Source organism: Blastococcus sp. SYSU DS0619 (assembly GCF_054051035.1).
Window position 1 is genome coordinate 35,672 of the sequence record NZ_JBJHAM010000001.1, and the last position, 16,296, is coordinate 51,967.

The 16,296-nt window shown below is 75.2% G+C and carries 16 protein-coding genes; 6 read left to right on the forward strand and 10 right to left on the reverse strand.

Annotation, left to right across the window (positions count from 1 at the left end; translation table 11 throughout):
* Positions 1 to 9 precede the first annotated feature (9 nt).
* Positions 10 to 1,554, forward strand: coding sequence for a helix-turn-helix domain-containing protein (locus ACI79T_RS00170; RefSeq protein ID WP_456608020.1), 1,545 nt, complete (start codon positions 10 to 12; stop codon positions 1,552 to 1,554).
* A 98-nt stretch (positions 1,555 to 1,652) separates the two neighbouring features.
* Here ACI79T_RS00170 and ACI79T_RS00175 read toward each other — a convergent pair whose 3' ends face one another.
* Entirely contained in the window at positions 1,653 to 2,411 is a 759-nt protein-coding gene (locus tag ACI79T_RS00175; RefSeq protein WP_456608021.1) for an SDR family NAD(P)-dependent oxidoreductase, read from the reverse strand.
* A 100-nt stretch (positions 2,412 to 2,511) separates the two neighbouring features.
* Complete coding sequence (locus ACI79T_RS00180; RefSeq protein WP_456608022.1) at positions 2,512 to 4,323, reverse strand: PucR family transcriptional regulator; 1,812 nt, start codon at positions 4,321 to 4,323, stop codon at positions 2,512 to 2,514.
* 523 nt (positions 4,324 to 4,846) lie between these two features.
* Here ACI79T_RS00180 and ACI79T_RS00185 point away from each other — a divergent pair.
* The gene (locus ACI79T_RS00185) at positions 4,847 to 5,725 is read left to right on the forward strand and encodes a DUF2877 domain-containing protein (protein WP_456608023.1); all 879 of its coding nucleotides are present in this window, start codon (positions 4,847 to 4,849) and stop codon (positions 5,723 to 5,725) included.
* A gap of 15 nt (positions 5,726 to 5,740) precedes the next feature.
* Here ACI79T_RS00185 and ACI79T_RS00190 read toward each other — a convergent pair whose 3' ends face one another.
* The 8 genes from ACI79T_RS00190 to rpe all read right to left on the reverse strand — a co-directional run bounded on the left by ACI79T_RS00190 (position 5,741) and on the right by rpe (position 11,749).
* Positions 5,741 to 6,262 carry an SSI family serine proteinase inhibitor gene (locus ACI79T_RS00190; RefSeq protein WP_456608024.1) on the reverse strand — a complete coding sequence of 174 codons (522 nt, stop codon included), beginning with the start codon at positions 6,260 to 6,262 and terminating at the stop codon, positions 5,741 to 5,743.
* Positions 6,263 to 6,354: 92 nt separating this feature from the next.
* The gene (hisG, locus tag ACI79T_RS00195) at positions 6,355 to 7,221 is read right to left on the reverse strand and encodes an ATP phosphoribosyltransferase (protein WP_456608025.1); all 867 of its coding nucleotides are present in this window, start codon (positions 7,219 to 7,221) and stop codon (positions 6,355 to 6,357) included.
* Positions 7,222 to 7,258: 37 nt separating this feature from the next.
* Positions 7,259 to 7,522: a phosphoribosyl-ATP diphosphatase gene (locus tag ACI79T_RS00200; protein ID WP_456608026.1), complete on the reverse strand. Its 264-nt coding sequence runs from the start codon at positions 7,520 to 7,522 to the stop codon at positions 7,259 to 7,261.
* A complete protein-coding gene (gene ribH, locus ACI79T_RS00205; protein WP_456608027.1) occupies positions 7,519 to 8,046 on the reverse strand; it encodes a 6,7-dimethyl-8-ribityllumazine synthase in 528 nt (175 codons plus the stop codon). Before ribH ends, ACI79T_RS00200 begins: the two co-directional genes overlap by 4 nt.
* The gene (locus ACI79T_RS00210; protein ID WP_456608028.1) at positions 8,043 to 9,383 is read right to left on the reverse strand and encodes a bifunctional 3,4-dihydroxy-2-butanone-4-phosphate synthase/GTP cyclohydrolase II; all 1,341 of its coding nucleotides are present in this window, start codon (positions 9,381 to 9,383) and stop codon (positions 8,043 to 8,045) included. Before ACI79T_RS00210 ends, ribH begins: the two co-directional genes overlap by 4 nt.
* Positions 9,380 to 10,003, reverse strand: coding sequence for a riboflavin synthase (locus ACI79T_RS00215; RefSeq protein ID WP_456608029.1), 624 nt, complete (start codon positions 10,001 to 10,003; stop codon positions 9,380 to 9,382). The genes ACI79T_RS00210 and ACI79T_RS00215 overlap by 4 nt, the downstream gene beginning before the upstream one ends.
* Position 10,004: 1 nt before the next feature.
* Positions 10,005 to 11,081, reverse strand: a complete 1,077-nt coding sequence (gene ribD, locus ACI79T_RS00220) for a bifunctional diaminohydroxyphosphoribosylaminopyrimidine deaminase/5-amino-6-(5-phosphoribosylamino)uracil reductase RibD (protein WP_456608030.1) — start codon at positions 11,079 to 11,081, stop codon at positions 10,005 to 10,007.
* Complete coding sequence (gene rpe / locus ACI79T_RS00225; RefSeq protein ID WP_456608031.1) at positions 11,078 to 11,749, reverse strand: ribulose-phosphate 3-epimerase; 672 nt, start codon at positions 11,747 to 11,749, stop codon at positions 11,078 to 11,080. The genes ribD and rpe overlap by 4 nt, the downstream gene beginning before the upstream one ends.
* 111 nt (positions 11,750 to 11,860) lie before the next feature.
* Here rpe and ACI79T_RS00230 point away from each other — a divergent pair, with 111 nt between their 5' ends.
* The 4 genes from ACI79T_RS00230 to ACI79T_RS00245 all read left to right on the forward strand — a co-directional run bounded on the left by ACI79T_RS00230 (position 11,861) and on the right by ACI79T_RS00245 (position 16,296).
* On the forward strand, positions 11,861 to 12,487 hold the full coding sequence (locus tag ACI79T_RS00230; protein ID WP_456608032.1) for a universal stress protein: 627 nt from the start codon (positions 11,861 to 11,863) through the stop codon (positions 12,485 to 12,487).
* Between the two features lie 51 nt (positions 12,488 to 12,538).
* Positions 12,539 to 13,087, forward strand: a complete 549-nt coding sequence (locus ACI79T_RS00235; protein ID WP_456608033.1) for a hypothetical protein — start codon at positions 12,539 to 12,541, stop codon at positions 13,085 to 13,087.
* A gap of 55 nt (positions 13,088 to 13,142) precedes the next feature.
* Positions 13,143 to 14,621 (forward strand): aldehyde dehydrogenase family protein, encoded by a 1,479-nt coding sequence (locus ACI79T_RS00240; RefSeq protein WP_456608034.1) that lies wholly within the window; start codon positions 13,143 to 13,145, stop codon positions 14,619 to 14,621.
* Positions 14,622 to 14,709: 88 nt separating this feature from the next.
* Entirely contained in the window at positions 14,710 to 16,296 is a 1,587-nt protein-coding gene (locus tag ACI79T_RS00245; RefSeq protein WP_456608035.1) for a DUF222 domain-containing protein, read from the forward strand.

Below are 16,296 nucleotides of genomic sequence, written 5' to 3' on the forward strand. Positions count from 1 at the left end.
CGTGACGCGGTGCACCCTCTCGACTCTGCGTCCGACACCGGCATGCGACGGATCGGGGCCCTGGTCCGCGACGCCCGCCGGCATCGCGGGCTCACCCAGCAGCAGCTCGCCGACCGGCTGAGCACCAGCCAGAGCGCCGTCGCCCGGATCGAGCAGGGCAGCCAGAACCTCACCCTCGACTTCCTCGGCCGGCTCTCCGCGGCCCTCGACAGCGAGCTGATCAGCCTCGGCCCGGCCGGCCCCGCCCACCTGCGGGTGACCGGCGGGCGGCCGCTGCGGGGCCGGGTCGCGGTGAAGTCGTCGAAGAACGCCGCCGTCGCCCTGCTGTGCGCCGCGCTGCTCAACCGCGGCCGGACGACGCTGCGCAACGTCTCCCGGATCGTGGAGGTCGAGCGGATCCTCGACGTGCTGCGCTCGATCGGCGTCTCGGCGACGTGGGACGAGGAGGGGCACGACCTGACGCTGCTCGTCCCCGAGGAGCTGGACCTCGACGGCATCGACGCCGACGCGGCCCGCCGGACCCGCAGCATCATCATGTTCCTGGGCCCGCTGCTGCACCGGGAGGCCACCTTCCGGCTGCCCTACGCCGGCGGCTGCGACCTGGGCACCCGCACCGTCCAGCCGCACATGATCGCGCTGCGCCCCTTCGGGCTGGAGATCGAGGCGCACGCCGGCGAGTACCAGGCACGCGTCGAGGGTCCGGGCGCCGCCGACCGCACGATCGTCCTCACCGAACGCGGGGACACCGTCACCGAGAACGCCCTGCTGGCCGCGGCCCGCGCGGACGGCACGACGACCATCCGCAACGCCAGCTCCAACTACATGGTCCAGGATCTCTGCCTGTACCTGCAGCTGCTCGGCGTCGGGGTCGAGGGGCTGGGCTCCACCACCCTGGTCGTGCACGGCCGCCCCGTGCTGGACGCCGACGTCGACTACACGATCAGCGAGGACCCGGTGGAGGCGATGAGCCTGCTCACCGCCGGCATCGTGACCGGGTCGGAGTTGACCGTGGCGCGGGCGCCGGTGGAGTTCCTCGAGGTGGAGCTCGCGGTGCTGGCCGAGATGGGCCTGCGCTACGACCTCTCCCCGGAGTACCTGGCCGACAACGGGCACACCCGGCTGGCCGACATCACCATCCACCCGTCGGAGCTGAAGGCGCCCATCGACAAGGTGCACCCGATGCCGTTCCCGGGCCTGAACATCGACAACCTGCCGTTCTTCGCCGTGATCGCGGCGCAGGCGCACGGCTCGACGCTCATCCACGACTGGGTCTACGACAACCGGGCGATCCACCTCTCCGACCTCACCCGGCTGGGCGCCGACGTCCGGCTGCTCGACCCCCACCGGGTGCTGGTCACCGGCCCGACGCGGTGGTCGAGCGCCGAGGTGGTCTGCCCGCCGGCGCTGCGGCCGGCCGTGTGCATCCTGCTGGCCATGCTGGCGGCGAAGGGCACCTCGGTGCTGCGCAACGTCGACATCATCGCCCGCGGCTACGAGCAGCTCTACGAGCGGCTGGTCGAGATGGGCGCCGACATCGAGGTCTTCCGCGACTGACCCGTGATGATCAGGTGACCTGATCACCACGGGTCCTGGCTCACCACCGACCCTGAGCCAGGACCCCACCAGGTGAGCCAGGACGCCCTGGAGCGGGCTCAGCGCTCCTGGTCGGTGGGGCGGACCAGCACCTCGTTGACCGCCACGTGCGGCGGCTGGGTGACCAGGTAGAGGACGGCCCGGGCGATGTCCTCGGCGTGCAGGGCGCGCATGCTCGTGTACATCCGCTCCGAGGCCGCCTTGGCCTCCGGCTGGGTGATGTGCTCGGTGAGCTCGGTGCTGACCGCGCCCGGCTCCACCAGCCCGATCCGCACGCCGCGGCCGGTGACCTCCTGCCGCAGCGACTCGCTGAACGCGTTCACCGCCCACTTGCTGGCGTTGTAGACGCCGGCGCCCTTGCGGGCCTGCCGTCCGGCGACGCTGGACATGTTCACGATGTCGCCGGAGCCCTGCTCGACCATCCCGTCGAGGGCCGCGTGGGTCATGTACAGGACGCCCATGACGTTGGTCTGGATCATCCGGCGCCAGTCCTCGGTGTCCGCACCGGCGATGGTGCCCAGCAGCATCACGCCGGCGTTGTTCACCAGGACGTCGAGGCCGCCCAGCTCCGACCGCGTGCGCGCGACGGCGTCGGCGCAGGCCCGCTCGTCGGTGACGTCGAGCGCCAGCTGCAGCAAGGACGCGCCCTCGTCGCGGAGCCGCCCGGCCAGGGCGTCGAGCCGGTCGGTGCGCCGGGCCCCGATGGCGACGGCGGCACCGGCCCCGGCGAGGGCGACCGCGGTCGCCTCCCCGATCCCCGACGACGCCCCGGTCACCAGGGCCACCTTGCCCGCGAGCGGACGTTCGGCCTCGGTCATGCGGATCTCCTCCCGGGCCGCCCCGTGCGGCACCCCGCACCACCCTGCCCGGCCCTTGGCCGCCCCGCTCCCCGGGCACGGCCCCGCGGTGGCCGGGCGCTCAGACCAGGGCCTCGAACCCGTCGTCGGGCAGCGCCAGCCCGCCGTCCAGCGGCGGCCGGGCCGGCTGGTCCAGACCGCGCATCCGGGCGGCGTGCAGCGCCAGCAGCAGGTTCAGCCGCAGGGTCGGGTCGGTGGTGAAGGGGCCGAGCATGCGCTCGAGCTTCCCGATCCGGTACCGCATGGTGTTGTAGTGGAAGTGCAGCCGGCGGGCCGACTCCGCGACGTTGAGGTTGGTCTCGAGCAGCACCCGGAGCGTCTCGCGCAGGTCGGCGGAGTCGGCGTCGCCGGCGTCGGCCAGCGAGCCGAGCACCTCGTCGACGTAGGAGCGCAGCTCGGTGCTGTCGGGGATCAGCGACAGCAGCCGGAACACCCCGAGCTGGTCGAAGTGCGTGACCGCGGAGCCGCCGTGGATCTCCTGGCCGACGCCGAGCGCGCGCTGCGCCTGCCGGTGCGCCTCGGCGAGCTCCGACAGCGAGCCGCCGGGGCGGCCGATACCGGTGCCGAGCAGCCGGCCCACCCGGCGCAGCCGCCCGTTGACCCGGGAGGTCACCGCCGACACCAGGGCAGACAGCTCCTCCGGCGTGCGGCCGTCCAGCGGCAGCAGCGTCACGATCTCGGTCGCCAGCCCGGCGACGGCGGCCCCCGCCACCTCCGACTCCAGGGCCGCCCGCCAGCCGTCGGCCAGCCGGTCGAGCACGTCGAGGGCGCGGGTCGGGTCGGCCGCCGCGTCGGCGACGGTCTCCGTCGCGGTGACGAGGACGGCGACCGGCCCGTCCAGGCGCCAGCCGAAGGAGCGGGTGTAGGCCAGGGTCCGCTCGGTGTGCCCGACCGAGCCGCCGACCAGCCGGCGCACCAGGTCCCCCTGGAACCGCAGCTCGACCGAGTGCACCGCCTGCAGGCGGATGACCGACAGGGCGGCGATGACGGCGGCCCGCTCCAGCACACCGCCGGCGCCCAGCATCATCGCGCCGGTCCGGTGCACCGCGACCAGCCAGCCGTGCCGCTGGTCCCCGGCCATGATCGGCGCGACCGCGTACTCCCCCACCCCGCCGGGCAGCTGGTGGTGGCCCGGCACGAGCAGGATGCCGTCGGCCGGCGAGAGGTCGGCGTCGGCGAGCACGTCGGCCGGGGTGACGACGGTCTGGTCGGCCCGGACGCCGGAGAGCCGGCGGGACGGGGTCAGCTCGGCGAGCGCGTCGTCGGCGGCAGCGTCGAGGAGCCACAGCCAGTCGCTGATCTCGGCGACGTCCTCCCGCGGGCCCGCGCTGGTGACCACCTCGCGGTCGGGCCCCAGGCCGAGCACGGCCGCGCCCTCGAGCATCACGGCCAGCCGCTGGGTCACCTCGGCCAGCCCGCCGCCGGTGAGGGCCACCCCGATGAACTCGTGGTCCATGCGCGAGGACAGCGCGAGCGCCTGCCCCTGCTTGGCGACCACCGCGCCGAGCACCGCGGAGACGATCTCGTCCAGCCGGGCGTTCGGGGGCAGGGCCAGCACCGGCAGGCCGCGGCGGTCGGCCTCGGCGAGCACCTCGGGGGGCAGGGGCACGGGCCCGTCGGTGCGCCGGTAGGCCAGCGCCGCGGTACCTGCGACGTCGAGCCGCTCGACCAGGGCCCGGTAGTTCGCCGGGTCGGCCGGCGGGAGGCGGGCGCCCAGCACGACGAGGACGTCGGGACCGGCGGCGGCCAGCGGCTCGGCCGGGTCGTCGACCACCATGTGCCGGATCGCCCGGCTCAGCCCGGAGGCGCCGGCGGTCACGGTGGCGCCCTGGAGCACCGCGAGCCCGAGCGCCTCCTCGACGGTGAGGCCCATCCGGTGCTGCCAGCTCGCGCGGTCGTCGCGCGGCTCGATCCGCGGCGACTCGGCGACAGCCCAATTGCGACGGAACGGGGCGGTTCCATTACCCTGAGTCGCTGTTACGTCCGACACGTCACTCCGGGTCACGAGGCATCCCCTTCCAGTCGTCGTCCAGGGTGCCACACCACAGGATCCTGTCAGGTGTCCCTGGACGCCGAAGCCCATTCTTGGCGACATCCGCCATAAGAGGGCGTGCGACGCGCCGCTTAGGTTCGACCTCGATCCACCCGCTCGCTGGATGGTAGGCGCTCCGTCAGCGGTCGCGCGCATCGTCCCGGCAGGCGGGGTGGACCGAGGAGCGGGGGCCGATCCACCGGTCTCCGTCGTCCCGTCGGGTGGAGGGCGACACATGCGCGCGATCGACGACACCGAAGTCCGTACCGGCCCCGACTCGGGCCCGGCACTCCGAGGCCGCGCAGCACGCGCCGGGCTGCCGACGATCCCCCTGCCCCGCGAGTCGGCCCGTGCGGCGGCACGGATGGCAGCGGCGGCCGGGACCCCCGCCGCGGTCCCGGCCGCGGCGAGCACGGGCGTCGCAGAGCTGCTGCGGGGCCCGGTGCGCCCCGCGCGGGTGCTGCTCACCGGGCCGGCCGCGGTCTACGTCCAGGTCACGGGCGAACGCGGCGGCGGCGACGTCGTCGGCATTCTCACCAGCGACGCCGCGCGCCTCCCCCTGGGCTGCGTGCTCTTCCGGCCGAGCAACGGCCGGCCGCTCGTGGCCGTGCCCACCGGCGCGCCCGCCGAGGTGGGGGCCGGACGGGTCGTCGTGGGCGACCTCGCGGTCAGCGCGGCCGCGTGGTGGGACCCGCGGCCCCGGCTGCCCGGTGGCCGCCCGGCGCTCCTGCCCGAGGGGGTGCGGCAGCTGCGCACCACCCTCTACGGCGAGGGCGTGCCGCACAGCTCGTTCACGCTGCCCGGGCTCCCCACCGGTCCCGGTGGCCCGCTGGCGGCCCTGCGCGGCGCCGTCCGCCGCGCCGACCTCGAGGCCGCCCTGCGCACGGCCACCCGGCTGGTCGGGCTCGGGCCGGGGCTCACCCCCGCCGGTGACGACGTCATGGCCGGCACCATCGCGGGGCTGGTCCTGCTGGGGCACCCGGCGGCCGACCGGTTCGCCGCCGGTGTCTGCTCGCTCGCCGCCGGCCGCACCACGGAGCTCTCCCGGGCGCTGCTGCGGCACGCGGCCGCCGGCCAGGTGAGCGGCGAGTACGCCGCGGTCCTGCGCGGGCTGGTCGGCGAGCGCCCGCTGGCACCCGCGATCGAGCGGCTCCTGGCCACCGGGGCCACGAGCGGCCGCGCCATGGCTCTGGGCCTGTGCACCGCGATCGACCTCGTCGACCGGACGATGCGCACGCGCTGAGCGCCCCGCAACCGGTCAGCCCAGCGGCGCCGGGAGACCCCCCACGGCGCCGTCCCCGCCGACGTCGACGGGGAGGACCGGTCCGAAGCTGTCCCACTGGGTGATCCGGCAGCGGTCGACGCGGGAGAGCTGGAGGTCGACCGGCTCGCCGCGCCACCGGCCGGTGATGTGGGCGGTCTGCGGACCGCCGTACTGCTCGGTGCACATCATGTCCTCCGGCAACGGGGCGAACGGCTCCGTCATGCCGTCCAGGTGCGCGCACGCCGCCTCCGGCTCCGGGTGGCTGCCCTCGGCGACGCCGACGCAGGTGAGCGTCCACGTCCGGGGCGGCGTGCCGTCGCCGAGGTCCACCTCGATGCGGAGGTCGGTCTCGGCCTGCGCGATGCCCGATCCGGCGCCGTCGTCGGTCGCGGTGCCGCCAGCCGACGAGCCGGTGCTGGTGCCGGTGGAAACGTCGTCCCCGCCCTCCGTCCCGGCGCCGCAGGCGCCGAGCACGAACGCCGGGAGCAGGAGGGCCAGGAGCAGCACACGTCGCATACCCCACCGACGTCCCGCTCCGCCGCGGGGTTCCACCGCTGCCCCCACGGGGGTGACGAGCAGCGCGGCCCCGTCCCTCGGGACGGGGCCGGCTAGATGCGGGAGGCGTGGATGCTGGTGACCAGGATGGCGCGGGCCCCGAGCTCCCACAGCTCGTCCATCACCCGGTTGGTCTCGGTCCGGGCGATCATCGCGCGCACCGCCGACCAGCCCGGCGTCTGCAGTGGGCTGACCGTGGGGCCCTCGATGCCCGGGGTGACGGCGGTGGCCTTCTCGAGCAGGTCGTTCGGGCAGTCGTAGTCGAGCATCACGTACTGCCGGGCGACCAGGACACCGCGCAGCCGGCGACGCAGCTGGGCGACGGCCGGGATCTCCTCGGCGCCCTCCCGGCGGACGAGCACCGCCTCGCTGGTGAGCACCGGGTCCCCGATGATGTGCAGCCCCGCGGCCCGCAGCGTCGTCCCGGTCTCGACGACGTCGCAGACGGCCTCGGCCACCCCGAGGCGGCAGGCGGTCTCCACGGCGCCGTCGAGCTTGACCACGCCCGCGGAGATGCCGGCGTCGTCCAGGAAGCGCTGCAGCAGCACCGGGTAGGCGGTGGCGATGCGCTTGCCGGCCAGCTGGTCGACCCGCTCGATGCCCGACTCCACCGGGGAGGCGAAGCGGAACGACGAGCGGCCGAACCCCAGCGGCATGACCTCGACGGCGGCCGGACCCTCACCGTCGGCCGGCGCGGTCTCCAGCAGCATGTCGCGGCCGGTGATGCCGACGTCCAGCGTGCCGGCGGCCACGTACACCGCGATGTCGCGCGGCCGCAGGTAGAAGAACTCGGTGTCGTTCTCCGGGTCGAAGACGGCGAGGTCCTTGGTGCTGCGGCGCTGGCGGTAGCCGCTCTCGGTGAGCATCTCCGCCGCAGGCTCGCTCAGGACGCCCTTGTTGGGCACGGCGATGCGCAGCACGGCAGAACTCCTCGGACGGGGACGGCGGGCGGGATGATCAGAGGTGAGCGTAGACGTCGTCCAGCGTCAGGCCCCGGGCCAGCATGAGCACCTGCACCCGGTAGAGGAGCTGGCTGATCTCCTCGGCCGTGCGGTCGGCGCCCTCGTGCTCGGCCGCCATCCACGACTCGGCGGCCTCCTCCACGACCTTCTTGCCCGCGGCGTGCACGCCGTCGCGCACGGCGGTGACGGTGCCCGACGCGGGATCACCGGCCGCGACCTTGCCGGCCAGCTCGTCGAACAGGGTGTCGAAGGTCTTCACGGACGGGCCTCCTGGCCGGCGGGGATCGCGGAGAAGCCGGTCTGCCGGGGCGCGCCGCGCAGCTCGCGCAGCGTCAGGGCGGTGGCCAGGGCGGCGATCGCCGCCTCCCAGCCCTTGTCCTCGGCCGATCCGGGCAGGCCCGCGCGGTCGCGCGCCTGCTCCTCGGTGTCGCAGGTGAGGACGCCGTTGCCGACGGGCTTGCCGGCGTCCAGCGCCACCCGGGTGAGCCCCGCCGTGACGGCGTCGCAGACGTAGTCGAAGTGCGGTGTGCCGCCGCGGACGACGACCCCGAGCGCCACCACGGCGTCGTGCCGCTCGGCCAGCGCCTGGGCGACGACGGGCAGCTCGACCGCACCGGGCGCCCGGACCACCGTGGGGGCCGGGATGCCGCTGGCCCTCGCCGCCTCGACCGCGCGGGCCAGCAGGGTGTCGGTCAGCTCGGCGTGCCAGGTCGTGGCGACGATGCCGAGGGTCAGGCCGGCGGCGTCGACGGCACCGACCTGCGGTGCGCCGGCGCCGCTCACGACGGCTGCTCGTTCCGACGGAGCGGGACGTCCGTGCCGGGCACCGTCGTGGCCCCGGGGGCGTCGGCCGGCGCGGGCACCGGGCTGTCCGCCGGGCCGGACTCGGTCTCCGGCTCGATGATGTCGAGCAGGTGGCCCATGCGGTCCCGCTTGGTGCGCAGGTAGCCCAGGTTCTCCGCGGTCACGTGGCTGGGCAGCGGCACCCGCCCGAGGACGCGCAGGCCGTAGCCCTCGAGCCCGGCGCGCTTGGCCGGGTTGTTGGTGAGCAGCCGCATGGTGTGGATGCCGAGGTCGACGAGGATCTGCGCGCCGGTGCCGTAGTCGCGGGCGTCGGCCGGCAGGCCGAGGTCGAGGTTGGCGTCGACGGTGTCCGCACCGAGGTCCTGCAGCTGGTAGGCCTGCAGCTTGTGCAGCAGGCCGATGCCCCGGCCCTCGTGCCCGCGGATGTAGAGCACGACGCCGCGGCCCTCCTGGGCGACGGCGGCCAGCGCGGCCTGCAGCTGGGGGCCGCAGTCGCAGCGCAGCGAGCCGAACACGTCGCCGGTGAGGCACTCGGAGTGCACCCGGACGAGCACGTCCTCGCCGTCGCCGATCTCGCCGTAGACGAAGGCGACGTGCTCCCGCTCGTCGTAGGAGCTGCGGTATCCGACGGCGGTGAAGGTGCCCGGGGCCAGCGGCACGATCGCCTCGGCCTCGCGCTCGACCAGCTTGTCGAAGCGCTTGCGGTAGGCGATCAGGTCGGCGATGGAGATCAGGCACAGGTCGTGCTCGTCGGCGAAGACGCGGAGCTCCTCGCTGCGCGCCATCCCGATCGGATCCTTCTCGCTGACGATCTCGCAGAGCACGCCCGAGGGACGCAGGCCGGCCAGCAGCGCCAGGTCGACGGCGGCCTCGGTGTGCCCGGGGCGGCGCAGCACGCCGCCGTCCCGAGCCCGCAGCGGGACGACGTGCCCGGGCCGGGCCAGGTCGGCCGACGTGGTCTCGGCCGCGGCCAGCGTCCGGATGGTGTGCGCCCGGTCGGAGGCCGAGATGCCGGTCGTGACGCCCTCGCGGGCGTCCACGGTGACGGTGTAGGCGGTGCCGAGCCGGTCCTGGTTCACCCGGTGCATCGGGGGCAGGTCGAGCCGGTCGGCGTCGGCCTCGGTCACGGCCACGCAGACGTAGCCGGAGGTGTACCGGACCATGAACGCGACCAGCTCGGGGGTGGCGAGCTCGGCGGCGAAGATCAGGTCGCCCTCGTTCTCGCGGTCCTCGTCGTCGACGACGACGACGGGCCTGCCGCTCTTGATGGCGGCCAGGGCCGACTCGATGGAGTCCAGCCGGGGACCCTCGCTCATGCGCGGGCCTCCAGCAGACGCTCCACGTACTTGGCGATCACGTCGACCTCCAGGTTGACGGGCTCCCCCGTGGCGCGCGCACCGAGCGTGGTCTCGCGGAGGGTGGTGGGGATGAGGCTGACCTCGAACCAGGGCTCGGGGTCGGCCAGGGAGCTGACCGCGCTCACGGTGAGCGAGACGCCGTCGACGGCGATGGAGCCCTTCTCAACGACGTAGCGGCCGAGCCCGGCCGGCAGGCCGATGCGGACGACCTCCCAGTGCTCGGCGGGGGTGCGGGACACGACCCGGCCCACGCCGTCGACGTGGCCCTGCATCAGGTGGCCGCCGAGCCGGGTGTGCGGGCTGACGGCGCGCTCCAGGTTGACCGGCGCGCCGTCGGTGACCGAGCCCAGGCTGCTGCGACGCAGCGTCTCGGCCATGACGTCGGTGGTCCACTCGCCGGCGCCGTCGGCGTCGGGCCGGACCCCGGTGACGGTGAGGCAGACCCCGTTGACCGCGATGGAGTCGCCCAGCGAGACGTCCTGCAGGACGGTGCGGGCGCGGATCCGGAGGACGGCGGAGTCGCCCTGGTCCTCACGAGCCGCCAGGGTGCCCATCTCTTCGACGATGCCGGTGAACACCTCAGCTCCTCCCGTCCGTGCTGCCCCCGCTGGTGCGGGCCACCCCACCAGTGTGCCGGGTGGGGTGCAGCCGGATCTGCACGTCCCCGCCCAGGGGGGTGAGATCGGTGACCGAGTAGGACAGCGCCGAGCCGATCCCGCTGATTCCCAGGTCGCCGACCAGCGACGGGCCGGCGCCCAGCAGCTTCGGTGCGAGGTGCACGACGGCCTCGTCGACCAGCCCGGCCCGCAGGAAGGCCGCGGCGAGCGTCGGCCCTCCTTCCAGCAGCACCCGGCGCACGTCGCGGGCGAACAGCTCGGCCAGCAGCGCCGCCGGCTCCGCGGCCCGGCTCACATGGGTCTGCGCGGCGTCGTCCAGGACCCGCGCGGTGGCCGGCAGCCGGTCCCGGCGGTCGACGACGACGCGCAGCGGCTGCCGCACCGTGTCCCGGCCATCGGCGTCGCGGACGGTCAGCTGCGGGTCGTCGGCGAGCGCGGTGCCCGAGCCGACCACGACGGCGTCGCAGCCGGCCCGCAGCCGGTGCACCTCGGCGCGCGCCTCGGGGCCGGTGACCCAGCGGCTGCTCCCGTCGACGGCGGCCACCCGCCCGTCGAGGGTCGCGGCCACCTTCCAGATCACGTAGGGGCGCTGCTCCCGGACCCCGGTCAGCCAGCCGGCGAGCGCCCCTCGTTCGGCGGCCTCCTGCTCGACGCCGACGACGACGTCCACCCCGGCGGTTCGCAGCCGGTCCGCTCCCCCGCCGGCCAGCTCGGTCGGCTCGGGGACGGCGACCACGACCCGGGTGATCCCGGCGGCGAGGAGGGCCTCGGCGCACGGTCCGGTGCGGCCGGTGTGCGCGCAGGGCTCCAGGGTGACGACGGCGGTGCCGCCGCGGGCCCGCTCCCCGGCCTGCGCCAGCGCGGCGACCTCCGCGTGCGGGCCACCGGGCGGGGCGGTCGCCCCCTCCCCCGCGACGCTGCCGTCGGCGGCCAGGACCACGGCTCCCACGGCCGGGTTGGGGCTGGTCGTGCCGAGCACGGTCGTGCCGAGCTCCCGGGCGCGCCGCATCGCCTGCAGCTCGGCCGGCAGGACGCTCATCCGCGCATCGCCGCGGCCGCCTGCGCGCGCAGCGCGGCGATGGCCCGGGCGGGGTCGTCGGCCCCGTAGACCGCGGACCCGGCGACGAACATGTCGACGCCGGCCTCGGCCGCCTGCTCGATGGTGTCGGCGTTGATGCCGCCGTCGATCTCGACGAGCAGCCTGAGCTCCCCGGCGTCGACGAGCTCGCGGGCCCGCCGCACCTTGGGCAGGACGTCGGCGATGAAGGACTGGCCACCGAAGCCCGGCTCGACGCTCATGACCAGCAGGGTGTCGAAGTCGGTCAGCACGTCGAGGTGGTCCTCGAGCGGTGTCGCCGGCTTGATCGCCAGCCCGGCCAGCGCCCCGGCGGCCCGGATGTCGCGGGCGACGGCGCGGGGGTCGGTGCAGGCCTCGGCGTGCACCGTCACGTTGCGCGCCCCGGCCTCGGCGTAGCCGGGTGCCCAGCGCTCCGGGTGCTCGATCATGAGATGGCAGTCCAGCGGCACCGGGCTGACCTGCTGGATCGCCTCGACGACGGGCAGGCCGAGGGTCAGGTTCGGGACGAAGTGGGCGTCCATCACGTCGACGTGCAGCCAGTCGGCGTCGGCCACGCGCGCGACCTCGTCGGCGATGCGGGCGAAGTCCGCGGACAGCAGGCTGGGCGCGATCATCGGTTGCCGGGACACGTCCGCGAAGTCTAGGTGCGCAGGTCGGCGGAACCCGAGCCGACCGCCGGTCGTCAGGCGTTCAGGAGCACGACCGTCGTCGCCACCCTGTGCGCACCCGGAGGAGCTGCCATGCCGACGTCCGCCGTCATCGCCCTGGTCGTCGTCGTCTGGATCGCGATCGGCTGGAGCGCCGCGCTGTTCCTCGGCCGCCGGGGGTACCGCGATCCGCAGTGGTACTTCCTGGGGGCCGTCCTGGGGCCGCTCTTCCTGCCCATGGCGCTGGAGCGCGGACGGCGCCAGCACCGGGTCGTCGAGCGCACCCCCCGCGCCGACGGGGACGTCCCGCCGACCACCGGGTCGGTGACGGCGGTCGTCGGGGTCGACGGGTCGGCGGAGTCCGACCGCGCGGTGCGGGACGCGGCGGCCCTGCTTCCCGGCGAGGGCACCCGGGTGGTGCTGGTCATGGCCGTCGACCCCGACGTCGTCGAGTTCGCCGACGACACCGAGCAGGCCCGGTGCCGGACGCTGCTGACCGACCGGGCCGGCTGGTTCCCCGGGGAGTCGCCGGTCGTCGAGCTGGTCAGCGGTCAGCCCGGCACCGCGTTGCTCGACGTGGCGCGGCAGGAGGGCGCCGACGTCGTCGTCGTGGGCCGCCGGGGCCGGGGGCTGTCGCACCGGGTGCTCGGCAGCGTCGCCGAGCACGTCACCCACCACTCCCCCGTGCCCGTGCTGCTCGCCGGTCCCCCGACCGGCTGATCCCCTCCGCGAGCCGCGTCGGCGTGCGGACCGGCGCCCTAAGCTGCGCCGGTGAGCGGGACGCCCCGGAGCACGCCGATGACGGACGACGACACGGGCGCTGCGGTGCGCGAGCGGGCGCGGCAGGAGCTGCGCCTGCTGGCCGTCACCGTCCCCTCGTTCCTCGCCGGCTTCGCACTCCTCCGGCTGGAGCCGGGGAGCTGGTCGGCGGCCGGCTGGTTGATCGCCGGGGTCGTCCTGCTGGGCCCCGCCGGCCTCGCCTGGGCCCTGCTCGGCACCGACCGCGGCCGACGTCTGAACACGGATCGCTACGTCACCGAGCACGCCGTCCTCCACCACGTCGACCCAGGGCCCGGCCGCCGCCAGCGCGCCGACCGGGACGCAGCGGCCATGGCCAGGCAGCCGTTCGCCGCCTGGCTGATCGCGCTCGGTCTGCTGCTCCCCCAGGCCGCCCTGGCCGAGTGGGACGACCCGCGAACGGCCGTACCCGGGGCGGTACTTCTCGTGGTCGGCGTGACCGCGTTCCTGGTCGACGCCCACCGGCGGGCCCGCGCTGGGCGGCGGTGGCGCGCGGACCCGCCCGGTCCGCCGCGGGACTGAGCCGATCGTCCCTGCCGTGCGTGTTCGTGGCACACGACCGGGTAGGGCCCGATGCATGGCTTCCGACTCCTCGGCCCCCGCCCCCTACGACGGCTTCGACCGCATGCCGATCGGCGACACCTGGCGCGCCGGCAACGCGGGGAAGACCGCCACCGACACCGACCCCTACACCGGCGAGACGCTCACCGAGATCCCCCTCGCGAACGCCGACGACCTCGACGAGGCCTACGCGACCGCCAAGCAGGCGCAGCGCGAGTGGGCCGCCCGACTGCCCAGCGACCGCGCCGACGTGATGCGCCGCGCCGCCCGCATCATGGAGGCGCGCAAGGACGAGATCGTCGACTGGCACATCCGGGAGAGCGGCGCCGCTGCGCCGGCCGCCGAGTTCGAGTACGCGATCACCCTCCGCGACTTCCACGAGGCGTCGTCCTACCCGTACCGGATGGAGGGCCGGATCCTGCCGGCCGACATCGAGGGCAAGGAGAGCCGCGTCTACCGCCGTCCGGTCGGGGTAGTCGCCGTGATCAGCCCGTGGAACGTGCCGATGCACCTGTCCAACCGCTCGGTCGCGCCGGCGCTGGCGCTCGGCAACGCCGTCGTCCTGAAGCCGGCCGGTGACACCCCGGTGACCGGCGGCCTGCTGCTGGCCAAGATCTACGAGGAGGCCGGGCTGCCCCCGGGCGTGCTCTCGGTGGTCATCGGCGCCGGCCGCGACATCGGTGACGCGATCGTCAGCCACCCCACCCCCCGCGTCGTCTCCTTCACCGGGTCCACCCCGGTGGGCAAGGGGATCGCCGAGAAGGCGGGGCTCAAGAAGCTCTCGCTGGAGCTCGGCGGCAACGGCCCACTGGTGGTGCTGGACGACGCCGACCTGGAGTACGCGGTGGACGCCGCCGTCTTCGGGAAGTTCTTCCACCAGGGCCAAGTCTGCATGATCACCAATCGCATCGTGGTGGACGCCGCGGTGCACGACGAGTTCGTCGACCGCTACGTCGAGCGGGTGCGGGGGCTCAAGGCGGGCAACCCGACCGAGGCCGACACCGTGATCGGCCCGATCATCAACGCCAAGCAGCTCGAGGGCATCCAGGAGAAGGTCGCCCAGTCGATCTCCGACGGCGCCGAGCAGCTGCTCGGCGGCGACCCCACGGGCCCGATCGGCTCGGTGCTGCCGCCGCACGTGCTGCTGGGCACCAACGACGTCGCGACCGCCCGGCAGGAGGTCTTCGGCCCGGTCGCGACGATCATCCGGGCCCGCGACGAGGCCGAGGCGCTGAGCATCGCCAACGACACCGAGTACGGGCTCTCCAGCGCCGTCTTCACCCGGGACACCCTGCGCGGGGTCAACTTCGCCCTGCAGGTCGAGGCGGGCATGACGCACGTCAACGACTCGCCGCTCAACGACGAGAACAACACCGCGTTCGGTGGCGAGAAGGACTCGGGGCTCGGTCGCTTCGGCGGCGAGTGGGCGATCGACGAGTTCACCACCGACCACTGGATCAGCGTCCAGCACACCCGGCGGCAGTTCCCCTTCTGAGCCGCCCGGGCGGGTGGCAGGACTGACCGGCTGATCCGCGGGTGCCCGACCCGCGAGAAGTGTCGTACCCCCTGCCTAGCCTGCGGGTATGTCGTCGGGTGGCGGGTTCGCGATCGGGGTGGCCGTGGTGCCGGTGAGCCCGCCGTCGGGGTGGGAGCTGCTGGATCCGGAGCCGTCGCCGGCGCTGGGTGAGCCGCTGAGTGCCTGGTTGCCCGTCCGGCGGAGCGCTGCGGAGGCGGCGGGGTTGCTCCAGCAGATCGTGGCGGCCGAGGCGCAGCTGGCCGCGCTGCGGGCGGAGCTGGTGACGGATCTCGCCGCCGCCCGCCCCGCCCCGGCCGATCCGCCGCCCGGGGGCGAGGGGGCCGGGGCACACGGGCCGGCCGGTACGAGCGAGTTCGTGCCCGATGAGCTGGCGATGGTGCAGAACTGCAGCCGGGCGGCGGCGGTCACCCTGCTGGAGCACGCCGGGCTGCTGACCACGGTCCTGCCACGCACGTTCTCCGCGCTGCGGACCGGCCGGCTGGACTGGCCCCGGGCGCGGGCGATCGCGGCGGAGGTCGCCGCGACCGGGGCCGACACCGACCCGGGCGTGATCGCCGCGGTGGAGGCCGCGGTGCTGCCCCGGTCCACCGAGCTCTCGGTCCGCCGGCTGCGGGAGGCGGTCCGGGCCGAGCTCGTCGCGCGCGACGCCGCCGCCGCGGACCGGCGGCGGGCGCAGCGCCGCCGCGGGGCGGATGTGACCGTGCGCCCGGTCGGGGACGGCATGAGCGAGTTCCGCGCGCTCATGCCGCATCCCGAGGCCCGGGCCTGCCGCGACACCGTCGACCGCCACGCCCGCGCCGCGAAGGACGCCGGCGACCTGCGCCCGATCGGGATGCTGCGCGCCGGGGCGGCGGCGGACCTGATGCTGCGCCCCTGGCAGGAGCAGCCGTCGGTGACCGCCCAGCTGACCGTGGTGGCGCCGCTGGGCGCGCTCACCCCGGCCCGCCTCCTGGCCGCCGGTGCGCCACTGCCCGCCGAGTTCACGGTCGCCGGCGCGTCGCCGGGGACCCCCGCCCCGGTCGGGGTGGTCGACGGGGAGCCGATCACCGCCGCCCACCTGCGCGAACTGCTCACCGCACTCGACGCCGCCGGCGTGCGGGCACCGGCCGGCGGCCGCCTGGAGATCGCGATCACCGACGCCACCGGGGCGCTGCTGGCCCTCACCACCCCCGGCGAGGCGGCCCGGCTGGCCCGCCGCGGCTGCCCCGACCACCCCGACCACCCCGACGGCAACGGCGGCTGCGGCTGCCCGGTGCTCGGGGTGCCAGGCCCGGTCGACCGCTACCGACCCTCGGCCACCCAGCAGCGGTTCCTGCGCGACCGCGACCGCACCTGCCGCCACCCCGGCTGCACCGCACCGGCCGCCCGCACCGATCTGGACCACGTTCTCCCACACGCCGACGGCGGCGAGACCGCCTGCGACAACCTGTGCTGCCTGTGCCGCCGCCACCACCGGCTCAAGACCTTCGCCCCCGGCTGGCAGCACACGATGAGCGACGACGGCGTCCTCACCGTGATCACCCCGTCCGGCGTCACCCGGACCAGCCGGCCACCCGGCTACCGGGTGCTCAGCGAGCCACCCCGACCACCGAAGCCCGACCCGGAACCGGCGGAGGACCCACCACCCTTCTGA